This window comes from Corynebacterium sp. KPL2895 (assembly GCF_040225815.1).
Lineage (GTDB): Bacteria > Actinomycetota > Actinomycetes > Mycobacteriales > Mycobacteriaceae > Corynebacterium > Corynebacterium rhinophilum.
The window spans coordinates 51,656-70,001 of record NZ_JBEHFY010000013.1; the positions used below are offsets into that span (position 1 = coordinate 51,656).

At 57.2% G+C, this 18,346-nt stretch carries 17 protein-coding genes; 9 read left to right on the plus strand and 8 right to left on the minus strand.

Going from position 1 to position 18,346, the window contains the following annotated elements; genetic code table 11:
• Positions 1-138: 138 nt before the first annotated feature.
• The 4 genes from trxB (at position 139) to ABRP95_RS07315 (ending at position 4,163) form a co-directional block, all read left to right on the plus strand.
• Positions 139-1,065, plus strand: a complete 927-nt coding sequence (trxB, locus tag ABRP95_RS07300; RefSeq protein WP_005275966.1) for a thioredoxin-disulfide reductase — start codon at positions 139-141, stop codon at positions 1,063-1,065.
• 7 nt (positions 1,066-1,072) lie between these two features.
• A complete protein-coding gene (gene trxA / locus ABRP95_RS07305) occupies positions 1,073-1,396 on the plus strand; it encodes a thioredoxin (protein ID WP_005280453.1) in 324 nt (107 codons plus the stop codon).
• Positions 1,397-1,478: 82 nt separating this feature from the next.
• Entirely contained in the window at positions 1,479-2,660 is a 1,182-nt protein-coding gene (locus tag ABRP95_RS07310) for an N-acetylmuramoyl-L-alanine amidase (RefSeq protein WP_034659476.1), read from the plus strand.
• 141 nt (positions 2,661-2,801) lie between these two features.
• Complete coding sequence (locus ABRP95_RS07315) at positions 2,802-4,163, plus strand: MFS transporter (RefSeq protein ID WP_284770787.1); 1,362 nt, start codon at positions 2,802-2,804, stop codon at positions 4,161-4,163.
• 75 nt (positions 4,164-4,238) lie between these two features.
• On the opposite strand, the gene ABRP95_RS07320 is transcribed toward ABRP95_RS07315, so the two are convergent.
• The 7 genes from ABRP95_RS07320 to rpmH are packed head-to-tail and all read right to left on the minus strand — an operon-like array spanning position 4,239 to position 8,571.
• Positions 4,239-5,279: a ParB/RepB/Spo0J family partition protein gene (locus tag ABRP95_RS07320; protein ID WP_005275978.1), complete on the minus strand. Its 1,041-nt coding sequence runs from the start codon at positions 5,277-5,279 to the stop codon at positions 4,239-4,241.
• A 6-nt stretch (positions 5,280-5,285) separates the two neighbouring features.
• The gene (locus ABRP95_RS07325) at positions 5,286-6,134 is read right to left on the minus strand and encodes a ParA family protein (RefSeq protein ID WP_284783121.1); all 849 of its coding nucleotides are present in this window, start codon (positions 6,132-6,134) and stop codon (positions 5,286-5,288) included.
• 10 nt (positions 6,135-6,144) lie between these two features.
• On the minus strand, positions 6,145-6,744 hold the full coding sequence (gene rsmG, locus ABRP95_RS07330; RefSeq protein ID WP_296090104.1) for a 16S rRNA (guanine(527)-N(7))-methyltransferase RsmG: 600 nt from the start codon (positions 6,742-6,744) through the stop codon (positions 6,145-6,147).
• A 33-nt stretch (positions 6,745-6,777) separates the two neighbouring features.
• A complete protein-coding gene (gene yidC, locus ABRP95_RS07335) occupies positions 6,778-7,761 on the minus strand; it encodes a membrane protein insertase YidC (protein WP_284785355.1) in 984 nt (327 codons plus the stop codon).
• A 13-nt stretch (positions 7,762-7,774) separates the two neighbouring features.
• Entirely contained in the window at positions 7,775-8,056 is a 282-nt protein-coding gene (yidD, locus tag ABRP95_RS07340) for a membrane protein insertion efficiency factor YidD (protein WP_349839157.1), read from the minus strand.
• Positions 8,044-8,424 carry a ribonuclease P protein component gene (gene rnpA, locus ABRP95_RS07345; RefSeq protein WP_034653281.1) on the minus strand — a complete coding sequence of 127 codons (381 nt, stop codon included), beginning with the start codon at positions 8,422-8,424 and terminating at the stop codon, positions 8,044-8,046. The genes yidD and rnpA overlap by 13 nt, the downstream gene beginning before the upstream one ends.
• 3 nt (positions 8,425-8,427) lie before the next feature.
• Positions 8,428-8,571 (minus strand): 50S ribosomal protein L34, encoded by a 144-nt coding sequence (gene rpmH, locus ABRP95_RS07350; protein WP_005275994.1) that lies wholly within the window; start codon positions 8,569-8,571, stop codon positions 8,428-8,430.
• Positions 8,572-9,243: 672 nt separating this feature from the next.
• On the opposite strand from rpmH, the gene dnaA reads away from it, so the two are divergent.
• The 5 genes from dnaA (at position 9,244) to gyrB (ending at position 16,750) form a co-directional block, all read left to right on the plus strand.
• A complete protein-coding gene (gene dnaA, locus ABRP95_RS07355; protein ID WP_349839158.1) occupies positions 9,244-10,944 on the plus strand; it encodes a chromosomal replication initiator protein DnaA in 1,701 nt (566 codons plus the stop codon).
• A gap of 630 nt (positions 10,945-11,574) precedes the next feature.
• Entirely contained in the window at positions 11,575-12,756 is a 1,182-nt protein-coding gene (gene dnaN, locus ABRP95_RS07360; protein WP_284770783.1) for a DNA polymerase III subunit beta, read from the plus strand.
• Positions 12,756-13,946: a DNA replication/repair protein RecF gene (recF, locus tag ABRP95_RS07365; RefSeq protein ID WP_296090070.1), complete on the plus strand. Its 1,191-nt coding sequence runs from the start codon at positions 12,756-12,758 to the stop codon at positions 13,944-13,946. The genes dnaN and recF overlap by 1 nt, the downstream gene beginning before the upstream one ends.
• A complete protein-coding gene (locus ABRP95_RS07370) occupies positions 13,943-14,512 on the plus strand; it encodes a DciA family protein (RefSeq protein ID WP_284770781.1) in 570 nt (189 codons plus the stop codon). Before recF ends, ABRP95_RS07370 begins: the two co-directional genes overlap by 4 nt.
• A gap of 168 nt (positions 14,513-14,680) precedes the next feature.
• The gene (gyrB, locus tag ABRP95_RS07375) at positions 14,681-16,750 is read left to right on the plus strand and encodes a DNA topoisomerase (ATP-hydrolyzing) subunit B (protein WP_284770780.1); all 2,070 of its coding nucleotides are present in this window, start codon (positions 14,681-14,683) and stop codon (positions 16,748-16,750) included.
• A 94-nt stretch (positions 16,751-16,844) separates the two neighbouring features.
• Here gyrB and ABRP95_RS07380 read toward each other — a convergent pair whose 3' ends face one another.
• Positions 16,845-18,323 carry an MFS transporter gene (locus ABRP95_RS07380; protein WP_284783172.1) on the minus strand — a complete coding sequence of 493 codons (1,479 nt, stop codon included), beginning with the start codon at positions 18,321-18,323 and terminating at the stop codon, positions 16,845-16,847.
• Positions 18,324-18,346 lie beyond the last annotated feature (23 nt).

Genomic DNA, 18,346 nt, shown 5'->3' on the forward strand with positions numbered 1-18,346 from the left:
CCTAAACTACATCTCGATATCGCATCATTCTTGCATCAATTTCGCAGCCGCTAGCCTTTGCAATATGAACGATTCGCAATCAGGCGGGTAGACTCTTGACGTTACGCAAAATGACACTGTGATTTTAGGGAGTTAGCAATGACCGTCCACGATGTTGCCATCGTAGGTTCCGGACCTGCCGGTTATACCGCCGCGCTTTATGCCGCTCGTGCTGAACTCAGCCCCATTGTATTCGAGGGATTTGAATACGGTGGCGAATTAATGAACACCACCGAGGTGGAGAACTACCCAGGCTTCCAAAAGGGCATCATGGGCCCAGAGCTCATGGAAGAAATGCGCGCACAGTCAATCCGCTTTGGTGCGGATCTGCGCATGGAAGTCGTCGACTCCGTCGAGTTGGAGGGCGATATTAAAAAGCTCCACGTGGGCGACGAGGTTTTTGAAGCCCGCACGGTAATCCTCGCCACCGGCGCCGCACCACGCCACCTTGGCATTCCCGGCGAAGAAGAGCTCTCCGGCCGCGGTGTTTCTACCTGCGCTACGTGCGATGGCTTCTTCTTCAAGGGCCACAATATCGCCGTCATCGGCGGCGGCGATTCCGCTATGGAGGAAGCTACCTTCCTGACTAAGTTCGCGGAGTCTGTCACCATTGTGAACCGCTCCGAAAACTTCCGCGCCTCCAAGATCATGTTGGACCGCGCCCAGGAGAACGAGCAGATTAAGTGGGAAACCAATAAGGTTGTCGAGCGCGTGCTTGAAGATGACGGCAAGGTCGGCGGCCTAGAGCTCAAGGACGTTGAGACTGGGGAAACCTCCACCTTGGACGTGACCGCCATGTTCGTTGCCATTGGCCACGATCCGCGTTCGTCCTTCCTCAACGGCCAGGTCAAGCTCAATGACAATGGTTACGTTGAGGTTGACCAGCCCTCTACTAAGACCTCTCTGCCTGGCGTTTTCGCTTGCGGTGACTTGGTAGATGACCACTATCAGCAGGCCATCACCGCTGCAGGTTCCGGCTGCCGCGCTGCCATGGATGCGGAACAATTCTTGGCTGCAAACCGTTAGATTCAGTATGAGTAACGTCAAAAAGGTAACCACTGAAACATTCCGTTCTGATGTCATCGAGGCGGATAAACCCGTCGTCGTGGACTTCTGGGCGGAATGGTGCGGGCCATGCAAGAAGCTGTCTCCGATCTTGGAAGAGGTCGCAGATGAGCTCGACGGTGAAGTCACCATCGCCCAGGTCAACGTCGATGAAGAACGAAACCTCGGCGCCATGTTCCAAATCATGTCCATTCCAAATGTATTGATTTTCAACAACGGCGAAAAGGTCGACGAGTTTGTGGGCCTGCGTTCTAAAGATGACATCGTGGCGCAAGTGAAAAAGCAGCTATAGCTGTTACTCTTGTTACTAAAGTTACCGAGTAGGAAATCTGCCATGCGGCCTAAAGTCCTAGGCCGTGGAAGGGGTGAAAGGCGTGAATCGCGTTCTTCGGGTTGGTGATTCAAGTGTGCGCGTAGCAGAAGCTCGCGCCACCTTGGCTCGCCTTGGCCTCTTATCAGATTTCACGGGCGAACTCTCTGCCTGGAAAAAGCAGAAGTACTCCGAGACTGATAAGACCTTTGATGCCGATCTCGCTGAAGTGCTCAAGGCATTCCAGCAATCGCGCGGCATCCTCCCAACGGGAGAGATCGACGATCTCACCCTGCGCGAATTGCGCCAAGCCTCTTATACCCTGGGCAGCCGCGTATTGAGCTATGAACCCACCAACCCATTGGTGGGCGATGACATTTCGCAATTGCAGCAACAACTGCAAGAGCTCGGTTTCTATCAAGATCGCGTCGATGGTCATTTTGGCCGCAATACCCACGCTGCCTTAACCGAATACCAGCACAATTGCGGGCTGCAGGAAGACGGCGTGTGTGGACCGGCTACCATTCGCGCGCTCAGCTTGCTCGGCCGCCGCATCACCGGCGGTTCGGCGCACAATATTTTGGAGCGCGAGCGTGTGCGCAATGCTGGTCCAAAGTTGGCGGGCAAGCGCGTGGTCATTGACCCTGCACTAAGTGGCCGGGACTCCGGCTTCACGGTCAAGGGCCGTTTTGGTGATATTTCTGAGCAAGAAATCCTCTGGGATCTCACCCAACGCATCGAAGGCCGAATGATCGCCGCCGGCATGGAAACCATTATTTCGCGCCCCCGCACCGATGATGCGGACGTGCAATCCCGTGCCGAGCTAGCCAATGCCTTTGATGCCGATATGGTCATCTCTTTGGCGTGCGATTCTTATCCCAACGAGAAGGCCCACGGCGTAGCCACGTTCTACTTTGGTTCCGAATCCGGAAACTCCTCACTCATTGGTGAAACCCTTTCCGGCTTCATCCAGCGTGAAATCGTGGCGCGCACCGATCTGCAGGACTGTTCTAACCACGGCCGCACCTGGGATCTTTTGCGCCTGACGCAGATGCCGGTTGTTCAGATCTTTTTGGGTTACCTCACCAATCCTGAGGACGTCAAAATTCTTACCAACCCGAAGCGCCGTGACGATATTGCAGAAGCAATCGTTATCGCCGTCAAGCGCATGTACCTCATGGAGCAGGACACCGCCATTACCGGTACCTACAAATTCTCCGAGCTTCTTCAAGCGGAGCAGGCTTAGCCTGCACAAGCTGGAGCGCACAGAGCGGACTTAATCACTGGCCGCTGCGCAAGATTAACTGCGTTATCTTGCACCAATAGAATTCATTCGATTAGTATCAGTCCAAGCTATTGATATCTACTAATTGAATGGATTCCTATAATGGGCAGCTCAACCTCCGCCCCAATTTCCAGAAAAGAAACGCGCCGCGTAGTAGCTGCCACCACAATCGGAACCGCGATTGAATGGTACGACTACTTTCTCTATGCCGCCGTCGCCGGCCTAGTTTTTAACCAGGTAATGTTCGGCCCCTTAGAAGGTGGGGTAGCCAGCATCGTCTCCTTCGCCTCCGTGGGCCTATCCTTCCTTTTTCGCCCACTTGGCGCCTTCCTAGCGGGCCATTTTGGTGACCGTCTTGGCCGCCGCCTCGTCCTCATGGTCACCCTTTTTGCCATGGGTGGGGCCACCACTTTAATTGGCCTCCTGCCTACCTACGATACGGCGGGAGTATGGGCTCCCATCCTGTTGATTTTCCTCCGCATCATTCAAGGCATCTCTGCCGGGGGAGAATGGGGTTCCGCGGTACTGCTTGCAGTTGAACACGCTCCCAACGATAAGCGCGGCCTCTTTGGCGCTGGGCCACAGATCGGAGTCCCCATCGGCCTGCTGATGTCCTCTGGCGTGCTTTCCATCATGAATATCATCGCCCCAGGGGATGCCTTCCTTGAATGGGGTTGGCGCGTGCCGTTCTTGCTTTCCTTCGTCCTAGTCATCATTGGCTATGCCATCCGCATCGGCGTGGATGAGTCACCGGTCTTTCAAGAGATCTCAGATAATAAGAAACGCGAGGCGGCAAACCCCATTGGTATCTTGTTCAAGCGCTATTTTCCGCTTGTCCTCGTCGCGGCCCTAGTTTTTGCAGGTAACGGCACCGTGGGCTATATGACCACCGGTGGCTATATCCAAAATTACGCCACCAACCCCGAGGGTCCGGTCTCGCTCGCGCGTGGCGATGTCCTCAATGCCGTCACGCTATCGGCCTTCACGTGGCTCATCTTTACGCTTTTCGCTGGCTGGTTATCGGATTATATCGGGCGCCGCACGACGTATCTCGTCGGATTTGTCATTCAAGCGATCGGCGCTGCGGCCCTTTTCCCGCTGGTTAATACGGCGTCCCTGGGATTGCTTTATTCCGCCCTCATCTTCCTGACGGTTGGGCTCGGCTTAACCTATGGTGCGCAATCTGCCATGTATACAGAGCTTTTCCCAGCATCCATTCGCGCTTCGGGCGTATCGATTACCTATGCCATCGGCTCCGTTCTCGGCGGTGCCTTCGCCCCGATGATCGCGGCCTCGTTGGTAGAAGCAACGGGCACGACCTTTGCGGTATCCGTATATCTTGTCTCCGCAAGCATCGTCGGATTTATTGCAGCCCTACTCCTGCGCGAGCGCAAGGGCATTCCGCTGGGCGCCGAACATGAGGAAGAACAAGCCAAGGGCCACTTCATCTTTTCTAAAAAATAGTGCCCTCGCTCTAAAGAGGAGGGCACTAACTTTGCGAATGTGGCAGGCAGCTGGGGAACCTGCCACAGGAGCAGGTTATTTATCCCGCTCCATCAGCGCCATGATGCGCTCGAAATCTTCTTGGTCGCCGAACTCTACGACCATTTTGCCCTTGCGCTTGCCCATGGTCACGGTGACCTTAGTATCGAAGCGATCCGAGAGGCGCTCGGCCGAGTCGGTGAAAAATTGCGGCTGTGGTACTTGGGACTTCTTCTTATTCTCTGCGGGTTTCCCGTCGCGCTTATATAGCGTCACGGCTTCCTCGGTGGCACGCACGGACAAGCCCTCCGAAATTACCCGGTCCGCGATGTAGTCCATCGCTTCCTTATCGTCGAGGCCCAAGATAGCGCGCGCGTGACCGGCCGAGAGGGTGCCTGCGGCAACTCGCTTCTGCACATCCACCGGCAACCGTAGCAGGCGGAGCATATTGGTCACCTGTGGGCGCGAGCGGCCAATGCGATCCGCTAATTCGTTCTGGGTTACTCCGAACTCTTCCAAGAGCTGCTGATAGGCGTGTGCCTCTTCCAAAGGGTTGAGTTGGACGCGGTGGATGTTTTCCAGCAGGGCATCGCGCAGCAGGTTGTCATCTTTGGTGTCGCGGACGATGGCCGGGATGGTGGCCAAGCCAGCCTTGGAGGAAGCTCGCCAACGACGCTCACCCATGATGAGCTCGAATCCGCCCTCCTCGGAGGGGCGTACGACGACCGGCTGCAGGAGGCCGAACTCGCGGATGGAGTGAACCAGCTCGCTGAGCTCATCCTCATCAAAAACGGTGCGCGGCTGCTTGGGGTTGGGGACGATTTCCCCCACGGAAATCTCACGGTAAGTCGCACCGATTGCCGCCGGCGTAGCTTGCCGCTTTTTGGAGGACTTGGACCCAGAGCCTTGTTGGATGGTGGGAGCTCCTTTTACGCGCTTTTCGCCGCGTGCCTTGCGCTCACTATTTCCCGTGGAGTTTCCCAAGATAATATCTGCGGCGGAATCACCCAGCCGTGGTTTGCGGGTGGGTGCGTCGGGGCCGGACGGGATGAGAGCGGCTAGGCCTTTGCCTAGGCCACCTTGCTTTTGTTCTGCCATGAAATCCTATCCTTCCAATTCCGCATAAATTTCGGGGCTCACGCCAATCGCTCCCGTGGTGGGATGCGGGCGATAATCACCACGCCTGTTGAGCTCGCGAGCCGCGGCGAGGTACGCCCGTGCGCCGGTGGACGAAGGGGCGTAATCAATCACCGTGGTCCCGTAACCAGGCGCCTCTGAGACGCGCACTGAACGCGGGATGACATTGCCCATGACAACGGCGCCAAATTGCTCGCGGACGTTTTCGGCCACATCCTCGGCCAAACGTGTACGTGCATCATACATGGTAAGGAGCACCGCAGAGATATGCAGATCTTCATTGAGGTGCTCGCGAATCATGGTGATATTGCCCAGTAACTGGCCCACGCCCTCCAGTGCGTAGTACTCACACTGGATAGGGATAATGACTTCTTCCGCACACGTCATGGCATTGATCGTCAGCAAACCCAAAGATGGCGGGCAATCAATAAAGACGTATTCAAAGCCGTGTTCTTCTAGGAACCCGTTATGGAGGGCATCGTAAAGCCGAAACTCGCGGCGCACGAGAGACACCATCTCAATTTCCGCACCGGCAAGATCGATGGTCGCGGGGATGCAATAAAGGTTGGAGTTATGCGGGGAAGCCTGCATGGCCTTTTCCGCAGTGCAATCACCCAAGAGCAATTCATAGCTGGAATCGGTTCCTGAGCTATGTTCCGCGCCCATGGCGGTCGATGCGTTTCCCTGGGGGTCAAGGTCAATGACCAATACCTTCTTGCCTTCAGTAGCAAGGGCTGCGGCCAAGTTGGCGGCGGAGGTGGTTTTACCTACGCCGCCCTTCTGGTTAGCAATAGTGATAAGGCGCGGATTAGTCATGCCGTCTACTTTAGTTCACGCGCGGGACACGGATAATCGTGGTTCCATGAACGGTCGTGACCTCGGCTTTTCCGCCGCCGGCCTTCTTAATATCCGCGGCATCGCGCTCCAGCTCTTCGTGTACAGAAGAGCCCTTCAGCGCGATCATTTCCCCGCCTTTGCGTACTAGGGGAAGAGACCACTTTGCCAGCTTTCCCAGGGGAGCAACTGCACGGGAGGTCACCACGTCCGCGCCGGCCACTGCCTTTTTAATGGGTCCTTCTTCGGCGCGCCCGCGCAGCACGGTGACGTTATCTAAGCCCAGCTTTTCGGTGATCTCATTGAGGTAGTTATAGCGCTTCAAAAGCGGCTCAATGAGCGTGATGTGCAGATCGGGACGAGCGATGGCCAGCGGGATGCCGGGCAATCCGGCACCAGAGCCGACATCGATAACCGTGACGCCTTCCGGAATGACTTGTTCAATAACGGCGCAGTTTAAAATGTGGCGCTCCCACAGCCGCGGTACCTCGCGCGGGCCGATAAAACCACGAGTGGACCCGTCTGTAGCGAGCGAATCGTGGTATTCCTGCGCGAGCGGCAGGCGGGAGCCAAATACTGCAGACGGGTCCATCTCGGACACTATGAGAATCTCCTCAGTAGCTGTTTAGTTGTCGTTCTTCCGCTGTTTCTTGGTGCGGTTGTCTTTCTTGCGAGCGCCAGGCTTTGGAGCGGTAGTGCGCTTAGCTTCAATCTTAGCGGCCTCTTCCTCTTCTTCTTCGCGGTCCATCTTGCCGTAGATGATGCGGGTCTGGAAGAAGGTCCACACGGTGTTGGACAGCATGTAGAACAACAAACCGATGGGCCAGATGAAGCCGGAGAAGATCAGCATTGCGGGCATGACCCACAGCATCATCTTGGACATCATGGCCATCTGCTGCTGCATCATTTCCGCATTCTGGCCCTGCGGGGCGGAAGTTTTGCCCTGGGCGCGGCGCTTTTCTTGGCGGTTCAGGCTCATGCGCGCGTTGAAGTGCATCAGCACCACAATGACGGCAATCATCGGCACAATGATGAACGCCGCCTGGGTGGTGGTGGTAACGCCTTCCACCAAGGGCGAGTTCAGGCGGAGGTTCGTAACCAGCGGAACGCCAAAGATCTTGGCGTCCAAGAACTGCTGAACGAGCTCCGGCTTGAAGATGTAGTTCGCGGTATTGGCGTTGGCCTCAATGGACATCGGCTCGCCGCTGGGGTGTCCAATGCCGCCGGCTACAGAAACCGTGCGGTCGAACGAGCGCAGCACGTGGAAAAGACCAATGAACATTGGAATCTGTACCAAGACCGGAAGGCAGCCGGCCATCGGGCGAACGCCAGATTCCTTATAGACCTTTTGCATTTCCTGTGCAGCTCGAGCCTGATCCTTGCCGTACTTCGCGCGGATTTCCTGCACCTTAGGCTGGATTTCCTGCATCTTGCGCGAAGAGCGAATCTGGCTCACGGTGGGCTTGACCATGAGCGCCTTCAGCGTCCAGGTCAGCAGCACGATGGCCAAAATCCACGTAATGCCCCACGCGGGATCCATTACGAGGGATAGCAGCCAGTGCCAGAACCATAAAACGGCCGAAATTGGCCAGTAAATGAAATTAAGCACGAGTGTTTAATCCTCAGTTGTTGTTGGTGACCGGTCCCGGGACTGGATCGAATCCGCCCGGATGCCAGGGCCCACATTTGCACACCCTAGCCATTGCCATCGCCGTACCTTTAAGCGCGCCGTGTTTGGACAACGCCTCTAAGGCATAAGCACTGCATGTCGGTTCGAACCGACAGGTTGATACCATCTTAAGGCCCGAGACATGCTTTTGGTAGAAACGAACCGCTTTAACCAGCGGTGCAGCCAGTCCGGAGGCTGCGGGAATTTCTTCCCCACGGGTATTTAAATATCCCATTGTTTGCGCAGCGCCTTAGTAATATCTTTTTCTAATTGCTCACTGGTAGCGGTCGCACTTGCAGGTAGCGCACGAATCACTACATCCACGCCCGCTGGAAGCTTGGGGATGAGCGTCATGCACACATGGCGAAGCCGCCGGGAGGTGCGGTGGCGTACCACTGCATTCCCGACGGCTTTAGAAACAATGAGGCCGAATCGCGGCCCGGTGGCCGCGATCTCGGCCGGATTGCCCATGGTGCCATTGGAATTCGCACTCATAGTATCGCGCGCATGCACGACGACGGTGCGAGTGCCCTGCCGGCGACTGCCCTTCATCGTCCGTCGAAATTGCGGCGGCGATGTGAGCTTGTGGTGGGCTGGCAGCATGACTTATGCGGACAGCTTTGCGCGGCCCTTCTTGCGGCGAGCGGCCACAATTGCACGACCGGAGCGGGTGCTCATGCGAGTACGGAAACCGTGCTTACGTGCACGGCGACGGTTGTTCGGCTGGAACGTGCGCTTACCCTTTGCCACGTCAATTCTCCTTGAAGTTGTACGTGGACATACTGCCGCCACAAAACGGCAGCACATCCACTGATGAATGGATTCCATGAACCTGACGCGTCACTGTTATCTAAACGCTCGGCGAGCTCTGGTAAGCCCTGCCAGTGCGAAGTGACACTGTCCTGTTCACGCGCAACTCTCTGTTGCAATAGACCATGCCAGATTACGTGATTTAAACCGCCGGAAACAAATCGACACTCGGGTACACCCGAAATTACATAAGTGTTTTTTCTGCAGCTAGAAGGCCAGTTTTGGCGCTCATGCTGCGGCTAATCCTTCGCACCGCAATGGTCTATAGCCGCCTGCATTTTAAGTATAAATCTTCCGTTAGACACACCCGCCTTCGCGGCGGTAGAACTAAGGAATCGAATTCCACAGCACGTGCACCGTTGTGGATAACTCTAAATAACCACTTGAGAGTTTTAGCATTTCCGCAGTACAACGCTATAAAGTGGTCTATCACAAGTTATCCACAGCCATGCACTAAGCTGTGAATAACTATTTCTTCCACACCTGTGGATAACTCTGTGGAGATCGAGGTGACTCGATAAAAACCACTGTGAAAACCACGGTGGAATCCACCGTGGAATTTGTTATTTACTGTCCACCCGTCCCCGAGAGAATTATTGAAGGTAGCCCGTTGTGACTGAACCACAAGCGAACCTAGAAGCTGTCTGGCGCGCGATCGTCGATGATCTGCTCGCGCAATCCGAGCAACCCAACTCTGAGGTCCCGAGCTTTTCGCATACACAACGCCTTTACCTGCAGTTGGTTCGCCCGATCATGATGGTGGAAGGCTACACGCTTGTCGCAGCGGAAAATGTCAACGCCAAAGAAGTTGTAGAAAATGAGCTCGGCGGATACATCTCCAAGGCCCTTACCCGCCACCTCGGCCGCCCGTGTTCCTTCGCCGTTACCTTAGCTACCCCGCAGGAGCCACAACCACCTGCCAACCCGTCGAATTCGGGGCCGGCACCAGGAGGGGCATCGGCAAGCACGCAGGCTCCTTCCTCCCAGCCCAACCCGCAGGCACAATACATGCCGCCGGCGCAGAATGATTCTTCTTCCGCGCAAAATTACGTCTCTCGCCCCCAGCAAACGGATGCGTCGGCAGCCCGCGGAAACCACAACCCCACCGCAGGTCAGACCCCGCCTAATTGGCGGTCCAGCCATGCCCCGGCAAGCCTGGATGAATTGGCGGAGCACTACACCAGCCAGCAGGACTATAACCGCCAGCAACCAGAGTTCGGCGGATCTGCGAATGCCGCGCGCATTCCGCGGGAGGCCCCGGCGCACGATCCCAATCGGGAGACCTCGCTGAACCCGAAGCACACTTTTGAAAGCTTCGTCATCGGTTCATCGAATCGTTTTGCCAATGGCGCGGCGGTGGCGGTGGCGGAAAATCCCGCCCGCGCCTATAACCCGTTATTTATATGGGGTGGTTCTGGTCTGGGTAAAACGCACCTTTTGCATGCCGCCGGTAACTACGCACAGGTGCTGCACCCGGGGCTACGCGTGAAATACGTGTCCTCGGAAGAATTTACGAATGATTATATTAATTCCTTGCGCGATGACCGCCAGGAATCCTTCAAGCGGCGCTACCGCAACCTCGATATTTTGATGGTGGATGACATCCAGTTCTTAGAGGGCAAGGAATCCACGCAGGAGGAGTTCTTCCACACCTTCAATGCGCTGCACCAGGCCAATAAACAGATCATTTTGTCCTCGGACCGCCCACCAAAACAGCTCACCACGCTGGAGGATCGCCTGCGCACCCGCTTTGAGGGTGGGTTGATTACGGATATTCAACCGCCCGATCTGGAAACCCGCATTGCCATTTTGATGAAGAAGGCCGCCGCCGATGGCACTGAAGTGGATCGTTCCGTCCTGGAACTCATTGCCTCGCGCTTCGAATCCTCCATCCGCGAGCTTGAGGGCGCGCTCATTCGCGTATCCGCCTACTCGTCCTTAGTCAATGAGCCGATCAACGTGGAAATGGCAGAAATTGCGTTGCGCGATCTTGCGCCGGATTCTGCTGATCGGCAAATTACCGCAGCCTCCATCATGGAAGTCACCGCGGAATACTTCGATATTGATGTTGAAACCCTGCGCGGTGCCGGCAAGAAGCGCGCGGTGGCCCACGCCCGCCAGCTGGCCATGTACCTCTGCCGCGAATTGACCGAGCTTTCGCTGCCCAAGATTGGCGAGCAATTCGGCGGCAAGGACCACACCACGGTGATCTATGCCGATCGCAAGATCCGCAAAGAGATGACGGAAAAGCGCAATACCTACGACGAGATTCAGTCCCTGACCCAGCGCATCAAGAATCGCGGTCGCGGCTAGAGAAAAACACAACCACCCGGTGGCGTCTTCCTTGAATAACAGGAAGGCGCCATTTTTGTAAGCAGGCGGTGCGCTTGCCGATGCCCCCACCTTCCACCACCGCCTACCGGCGCCTACCAGGGGCTATGTGCCGGTAAGAGTCGTATAAACAGCTATCCACAGAGTTATCCACACCTGTGTAATTTCATGGATGTAATTTGTAGATTTTGCTCACAGTTTTAAATTCCACAGGCCCTATCCAGCACAGACGCCCCTGTGATCAGCACTGTGTGCAGATCCGTGGATAACTACTAAAGACTGTGGATAAAACGATGACCCGCATATTTATCCACACTCCGGGCCAGTTGATCACAGCAAGATCACAAGAATTGGCACACCCCGGATCGCCGCGCTGAACTTGTCATTTACCCCGTTGATCACAGATCCCACAGCGCTTATTACTACTACTAAATTATTTCTCTGATCTTGTAAGTAGAAAGGGGATGTGTGAAATTGTGCCCGGTCCCGAGCACGCGGCGCTGGCTCGGACGGGCGGAGGGAAAATTACAAGGTTCACCGGATGCGGTAAGTTGGAAGCCAGCTTTTGAAAGTTACACATTCCTACCCCGCCTAAGAGGAGCTCTTCGCACCATGGATGAAGCCGTGTCATTTCGCGTTGCCAAAGATGACCTTGCCAACGCCGTAGCGTGGGTTGCCCGCAGCCTGCCTTCCAAGGTCACCCAGCCCGTGCTGCGCGCGATGCTCATCACCGCTGATGACAACGGCTTAGAGTTCACCGGCTTTGATTACGAGGTTTCTACCCGGGTGCGCATCGCGGGCATGGTGGATGAGCCCGGCCAAATCGCCGTCGCCGGTAAATTGCTCTCAGATATCGTGGCTACCTTGCCCAATAAGGAAGTGGAGATCTCCCAGGTAGATTCCAAGGCTTTGGTTGCTTGTGGTTCTTCCCGCTTTGAGCTACCTCTCATCCCGCTCGATGATTACCCGCAATTGCCGGTCCTGCCTGAGGTCACCGGAACGATCCAACCGCAGCTATTCGCAGAGGCGATCCAGCAGGTTGCGGCCGCGGCCGGCAAGGATGACACCCTGCCCATGCTTACTGGCGTGCACATGGATATCCACGGCAAGGATATTGAGATGACGGCTACGGACCGTTTCCGTTTGGCCATGCGCACCCTGGAGTGGGAGCCGGCGGCTGAGGACGTTGAGGCTAAGCTTCTGGTCCCGGCAAAGACCCTGCAAGATACCGGGCGCAGCCTGGATCCACATTTGAATATTCCCATTGAGATTGCGGTGGGCTCCGGCGATAATATCGGCGCCGATGGCCTATTTGGCCTGCATGCGGATAACCGCGAAACCACCACGCGCATGCTGGATGCGGATTTCCCAAACGTCCAGCCCTTGCTTCCCAAGTCCCACACGAATATTGCCTCGGTTGAGGTGGCGCCGCTGCAAGAAGCCATTCGCCGCGTTTCCTTGTTGACGGACCGCAATGCGCAGATCCGCATGGAATTTGCCGATGGCCAGGTCACCCTGTCCGCCGGCGCCGATGCCGGTAATGCCACCGAGACGCTGCCGTGCGCATTCCACGGCCGCGATGAATTCTTGATCGCCTTCAACCCGGGCTATTTGAAGGATGGCCTTGCTGTCATCAACACCGATCGCGTGGTCTTCGGGTTCACGGAGCCTTCCCGCCCCGCCATCATGATCCCGGAGCCAGAAGAGCTGCCGGAAGCAGATGAGGATGGCAATTTCCCCACGCCGCAGACCAACTTCACTTACCTCTTAATGCCGGTTCGCCTGCCAGGTTAATGTTTATAAGGGATCTCGATGTTCGGGATTTTCGCTCATGGCCCGAACTAAAACTTGAGCTGGGCCCGGGGATCACTCTGTTCGTGGGCCGCAATGGCTTTGGCAAGACCAATATCGTGGAAGCCGTGGGCTATACCGCTCACCTGTCTTCCCACCGCGTCTCCCATGATTCGCCGCTGGTGCGCCAGGGTGCGCAGAGTGCCCGGGTGTCCCTTACTGCCGTCAACCAGGGGCGTGAATTAACCACCCACTTGCTGGTCAAACCACATGCCGCCAATCAGGCGCAGATTAACCGCACTAGGCTGCGCAGCCCGCGCGAGTTACTCGGCGTGGTGAAAACGGTGCTGTTTTCCCCTGAGGATTTAGTCTTGGTGCGCGGTGAGCCCGCGGGGCGCCGCGCGTATCTCGATAGCATCATCGCCTCGCGGACCCCGCGCCTAGCTGGGGTTAAGGCGGATTATGACAAGGTATTAAAGCAGCGCAATGCGTTGTTGAAGTCGGCATCGGCAAGCTTGCGGCGCGGCTACGGCGATAGCGACGGCGCCTCGGCGCTATCGACGCTGGATACGTGGGATGCCCAGCTCGCGCGCTTAGGTGCACAGGTCATTGTGGCGCGCCTTGCGCTTGTCGATGCCCTCTTGGACCACATTCCCGCCGCCTATGCCGGCCTCGCGCCGGAGTCGCGGCCTGCGCACGTGGAGTATAAATCCACCATTGATACCTCTGACCGCGAGGTGCTGGAGGCCGTCATGCTGACCGAGCTGGCCTCTGCCCGGCAGCGCGAGATCGAGCGCGGCATCTCACTGGTGGGCCCGCACCGTGATGATCTCGTGCTCCACCTGGGGGATCAGCCGGCCAAGGGTTTTGCTAGCCACGGCGAAACCTGGTCCTATGCCATCGCCCTGCGCCTGGCGGAGTTTGAGCTCCTGCGCCAAGAAGGGGGATCAGATCCGGTCCTCATCTTGGATGATGTCTTTGCCGAGCTCGATGCCAAGCGCCGCACCCAGCTGGTTCACCTGGCCGCCACGGCAGAACAGGTGCTTATCACCGCCGCGGTGGATGAGGATTTACCGGATAACCTGGAGCCCATCGTGCGTTACCGGGTAGGAGTGGAAGATACGGACCAGGGGCGCATTTCCACCCTGCACACGGAAGCAACCGCAGGAGAGGATAGCGAGGAAGAAGCATGAGTGAGGAAGAAGGGGAAACCGGCAGGCAACGCACGGATCCCGTCACCCAATACTTCCGGTTGGTGCGCTCTACCTCGAAGAATCCGCCAAAGCTTACGCGCCCAGTGCCGAAGATGCCGGTGCCATCCTTGGCGGATGCCCAGCCGCAGAACTATCGCGGCTACCAGGTGGGCAGGCCTACCGGCGCCGATGGCAGGAGGCCGCGGCGAAAGATTGATGTGCCGAGCCTGGGTGCACAGATTAAAAAGGAGATTTCCCACCGCGGCTGGAAGCATGAATTAGCGCACGGCTGGGTCATGGGAAATTGGGAAAACCTGGTGGGCGAGCGCATCGCTGCCCATACGCAGCCGCAGAAAATCAAGGACAAGATCGTCTACATTTCCTGCGATAACTCCACCTGGGCCACAGAACTGCGCTACCTGCAGCGGGAAATCCTGCGCAAAATTGCGGACCGGCTCGGCCCCGATGTCATTGCTGAGCTGCGCATCCACGGCCCGCGGCAGCAGCGCAATTACGAGGGTCGGCAGTGGGTAAAACCGCAAGGTTCGCAAGATACCTACGGCTGATAAGTGGCTAATAGGAGCAGGTTAGCTCTGCCCTTTAAAAGATAAATAACTACAGAGCGCGCCACATAGCTACCTCTGGCCGGTGTGGGGTGTCATTCAGTAGGGGGTATGCGTGTAGAATAGTGAAAGTCTTAGAATTAGCTATAGCCAAAAGGAGAGCACGAATCCGTGGCTGAAGAACACGCATATGATGCTGGATCAATTACGATCCTGGAAGGTCTAGAGGCCGTCCGCAAGCGCCCCGGTATGTACATCGGTTCCACCGGATCGCGCGGTTTGCACCACCTTATCTGGGAGATTGTTGATAACTCCGTTGATGAGGCCATGGCAGGCTTCGCGGATAAGGTCACCGTCAAGCTTTTGGAAGACGGCGGCGTCGAGGTCATCGATAATGGCCGCGGCATCCCTGTGGAGATGCACGCCTCTGGTGCGCCGACCGTCCAGGTGGTCATGACGCAGCTGCACGCCGGCGGTAAATTCGACTCCGATTCCTATGCCGTTTCCGGCGGCTTGCACGGCGTCGGTATTTCCGTGGTCAACGCCCTGTCTACCCGCGTGGAGGCGGAGATCAAGCGTGAGGGCAAGCACTGGTACCAAAACTTCCAGAACGCCATCCCGGATGACCTTGTGGAAGGCGGCAACGCCCGCGGCACTGGTACCAAGATTCGTTTCTGGGCGGATCCGGAGATCTTTGAAACCACCGAGTTCGACTACGACACCATTGCGCGCCGCCTGCAGGAGATGGCCTTCCTGAACAAGGGCCTGACCATCGAGCTTATTGATGAGCGCGTGACCCAAGAGCAGATCGAGCTCGAGGAAATCGCGGATGCGGAATCCGGTGAGGCGAGTGCGGATGAGACGTCGTTTGATGATGTTCCTGATGCCGGCGATACCTTTAACGAGGAAGACGATTCCAAGAACGTCACCAAGGCCGATAAGAAGCGCCGCAAGAAGATCACCTTCCACTACCCGGAGGGCCTGACGGACTACGTAAAATTCCTCAATAAGTCCAAGAACGCTATTCACCCCACCATCGTGTCCTTCGAGTCAAAAGGCGAGGACCACGAGGTCGAGGTGGCCTTGCAGTGGAACCAGGGCTACAAGCAGTCCGTGCACACCTTTGCCAATACCATCAATACTCACGAGGGCGGCACGCACGAAGAGGGCTTCCGCGCAGCCCTGACCTCCTTGATGAACCGCTATGCCAAGGAGCACAAGCTCATCAAGGACAAGGACGGCAACCTTTCCGGTGATGACTGTCGCGAAGGTTTGGCCGCCGTCATTTCGGTCAAGGTGGGTGATCCGCAGTTCGAGGGCCAGACCAAGACCAAGCTGGGCAACTCCGAGATCAAGGGCTTTGTGCAGCGCTCGGTCAACGAGTACGTCAATGACTGGTTTGATGCCAACCCGGCAGAGGCAAAGGCCATCATCAATAAGGCCGTCTCCTCGGCGCATGCCCGCATGGCAGCGCGTAAGGCGCGCGAGATGGTGCGCCGCAAGTCCGCCACCGATCTGGGCGGACTGCCCGGCAAGCTTGCGGATTGCCGTTCTAAGGATCCGCGGAGTTCGGAGCTTTATATCGTGGAGGGTGACTCCGCGGGCGGTTCCGCGAAGGCCGGCCGTGACTCTATGTTCCAGGCCATCTTGCCCTTGCGCGGCAAGATCCTGAACGTGGAAAAGGCCCGCATGGATAAGGTCTTAAAAAATGCCGAGGTCCAAGCCATCATCACCGCGTTGGGTACCGGCATCCACGAGGAATTCGATATCAAGAAGCTGCGGTACGACAAGATCGTGCTGATGGCCGATGCCGACGTGGACGGCCAGCACATCGCCACGCTGCTGTTGACCCTGCTCTTCCGCTTTATGCCGCAGTTGGTTGAGGATGGCCACGTGTACCTGGCTAACCCGCCGCTCTACAAGCTGAAGTGGTCTAAGGGCACTCCGGGCTACGCCTTCTCTGATGATGAGCGCGATAAGCTGTTGGCAGAAGGCCTGGAGCAAAACCGCAAGATCAACAAGGATGACGGCATCCAGCGCTACAAGGGCTTGGGCGAGATGAACGCCTCCGAGCTCTGGGAGACCACCCTGGATCCCTCCACGCGCCTGTTGCGCCGCGTGGATCTGGAAGACGCGCAGCGCGCCGATGAGCTGTTTTCCATCCTCATGGGAGATGACGTGGCCGCTCGCCGCTCCTTCATTACCCGCCGCGCGAAGGATGTCCGCTTCCTGGATATCTAAACCGCTGGCCTAGTCCTCTGCGTATAGGGGCTGGGGACAAGCCAGAGCCCACCGTGGAATTATCCACGCTGGGCTCTAACTATGGGGAGAGGTATTAGCTGCGGGAAGCGCGCTGATCCGCAAACCCAAAGCTCAAGGACACCAGGCAAACGGCGATGATGACACCGAAACCGGTCATGATGGATACGGGCCAATCTCCGGAGGTGCTTTGGAGCATGGCAAAGACGATGGCGGTAATGACGGCCAGGCCGATGGCGGTGCCGATGCGCTGGCCGGTTTGCAGGACCGCGCCGGAGGAACCGGCGTAGTTGTCTGGGACCTGTGCCAAGGTCAGGGTTTGGTTAGGGGAGACCACGGCACCCTGGCCGAGCCCAATAAATGCCAAGGAAAGGATGAGCCACCATTCGTTCATTCCCCAATGCGTGGTGCCCCAAATAAAGACCACCGTGGTGAAGAGTCCGAAGATGGTAGTCAGCATGCCGATGATGACCACTATGCGCCCATACCGCGAGATTTTGCGGCCAGCGATGGTGGCGGTAATGGAGTTGAGGAGTGCGGACGGAATGCCCACCGAGCCGGCCGCGAGCGCGGAGTAACCCAGGCCATTTTGGAAGTACAACGCCACGAGCACCCAGATGCTGGTAATGCCCATAAACCACAACGTGGCGATGATGGTGCCATTGCGGAAGCTCGAGGTGGCAAAGATATTGAGATCCACCATCGGCGGATGGCCGGTAGCCTTGTGGTGGCGCTCCCACAGCACCCACACACCAATGAGCACGGCACCCGCGAGAAGCAGCCACCACACGGCCGGGGAACCGGTGGAGTCCATGAAGGGGAAGAGGATGCACCATACTGCGGCGCCGAGAATGAGCGCGCCGATGGGATCCAGGGTGGCCAGCGCCTTGAAGATTCCCAGCTTATTGCCCGCGGCATCGCGGACGCGGGAAAATAGCGGGCGTGGGAACCACATGAGGCCTAAGATGATGGCCAGCAGGCCGATAGGCGCATTGACCAGCATGGTCAGCCGCCACCCGTGGTCAGGGCCGCCGATCTTGATGAGGAAGCCACCCAGTACCGGGCCGATAGCCACCGCGATTCCCACGGTGGCGCCAAAGTATCCAAAGGCGCGGCCGCGCTCTTCCCCGCGGAAGTATTGCTGAATCATTCCCACTCCCTGAGGGTTCAGCAATCCGGCGCCAACACCCTGCACAAAACGCGCGATGTTTAGAGAATGCGCATTCGGCGCGAAACCCGCCACGGCGGCGCTGATGGTGTAGACGGCGATGCCGAGCAGGAAGATGCCCCCGCGCCCCACGAGATCGCCGGCGCGCCCTGCGGCGACGAGGACCACGCCGAAGGTAAGCGCATAACCAGACAGCACCCATTGCACATCCGAATCCGTGGCACCAAGCCCAGACTGAATCGACGGCAGCGCCACATTCACGATGGACACGCTAATCAGTGACATGAACACCGTGACCAGCACAATAATAAGAACCCGCCAGCGGGCGGGGTCTGAACTGGCCCCCGAAAGTTGGACTGGTTTAATTCTAGGTGATGAGGGGTTCAAGGGTCTGATTCCGATATTGCATC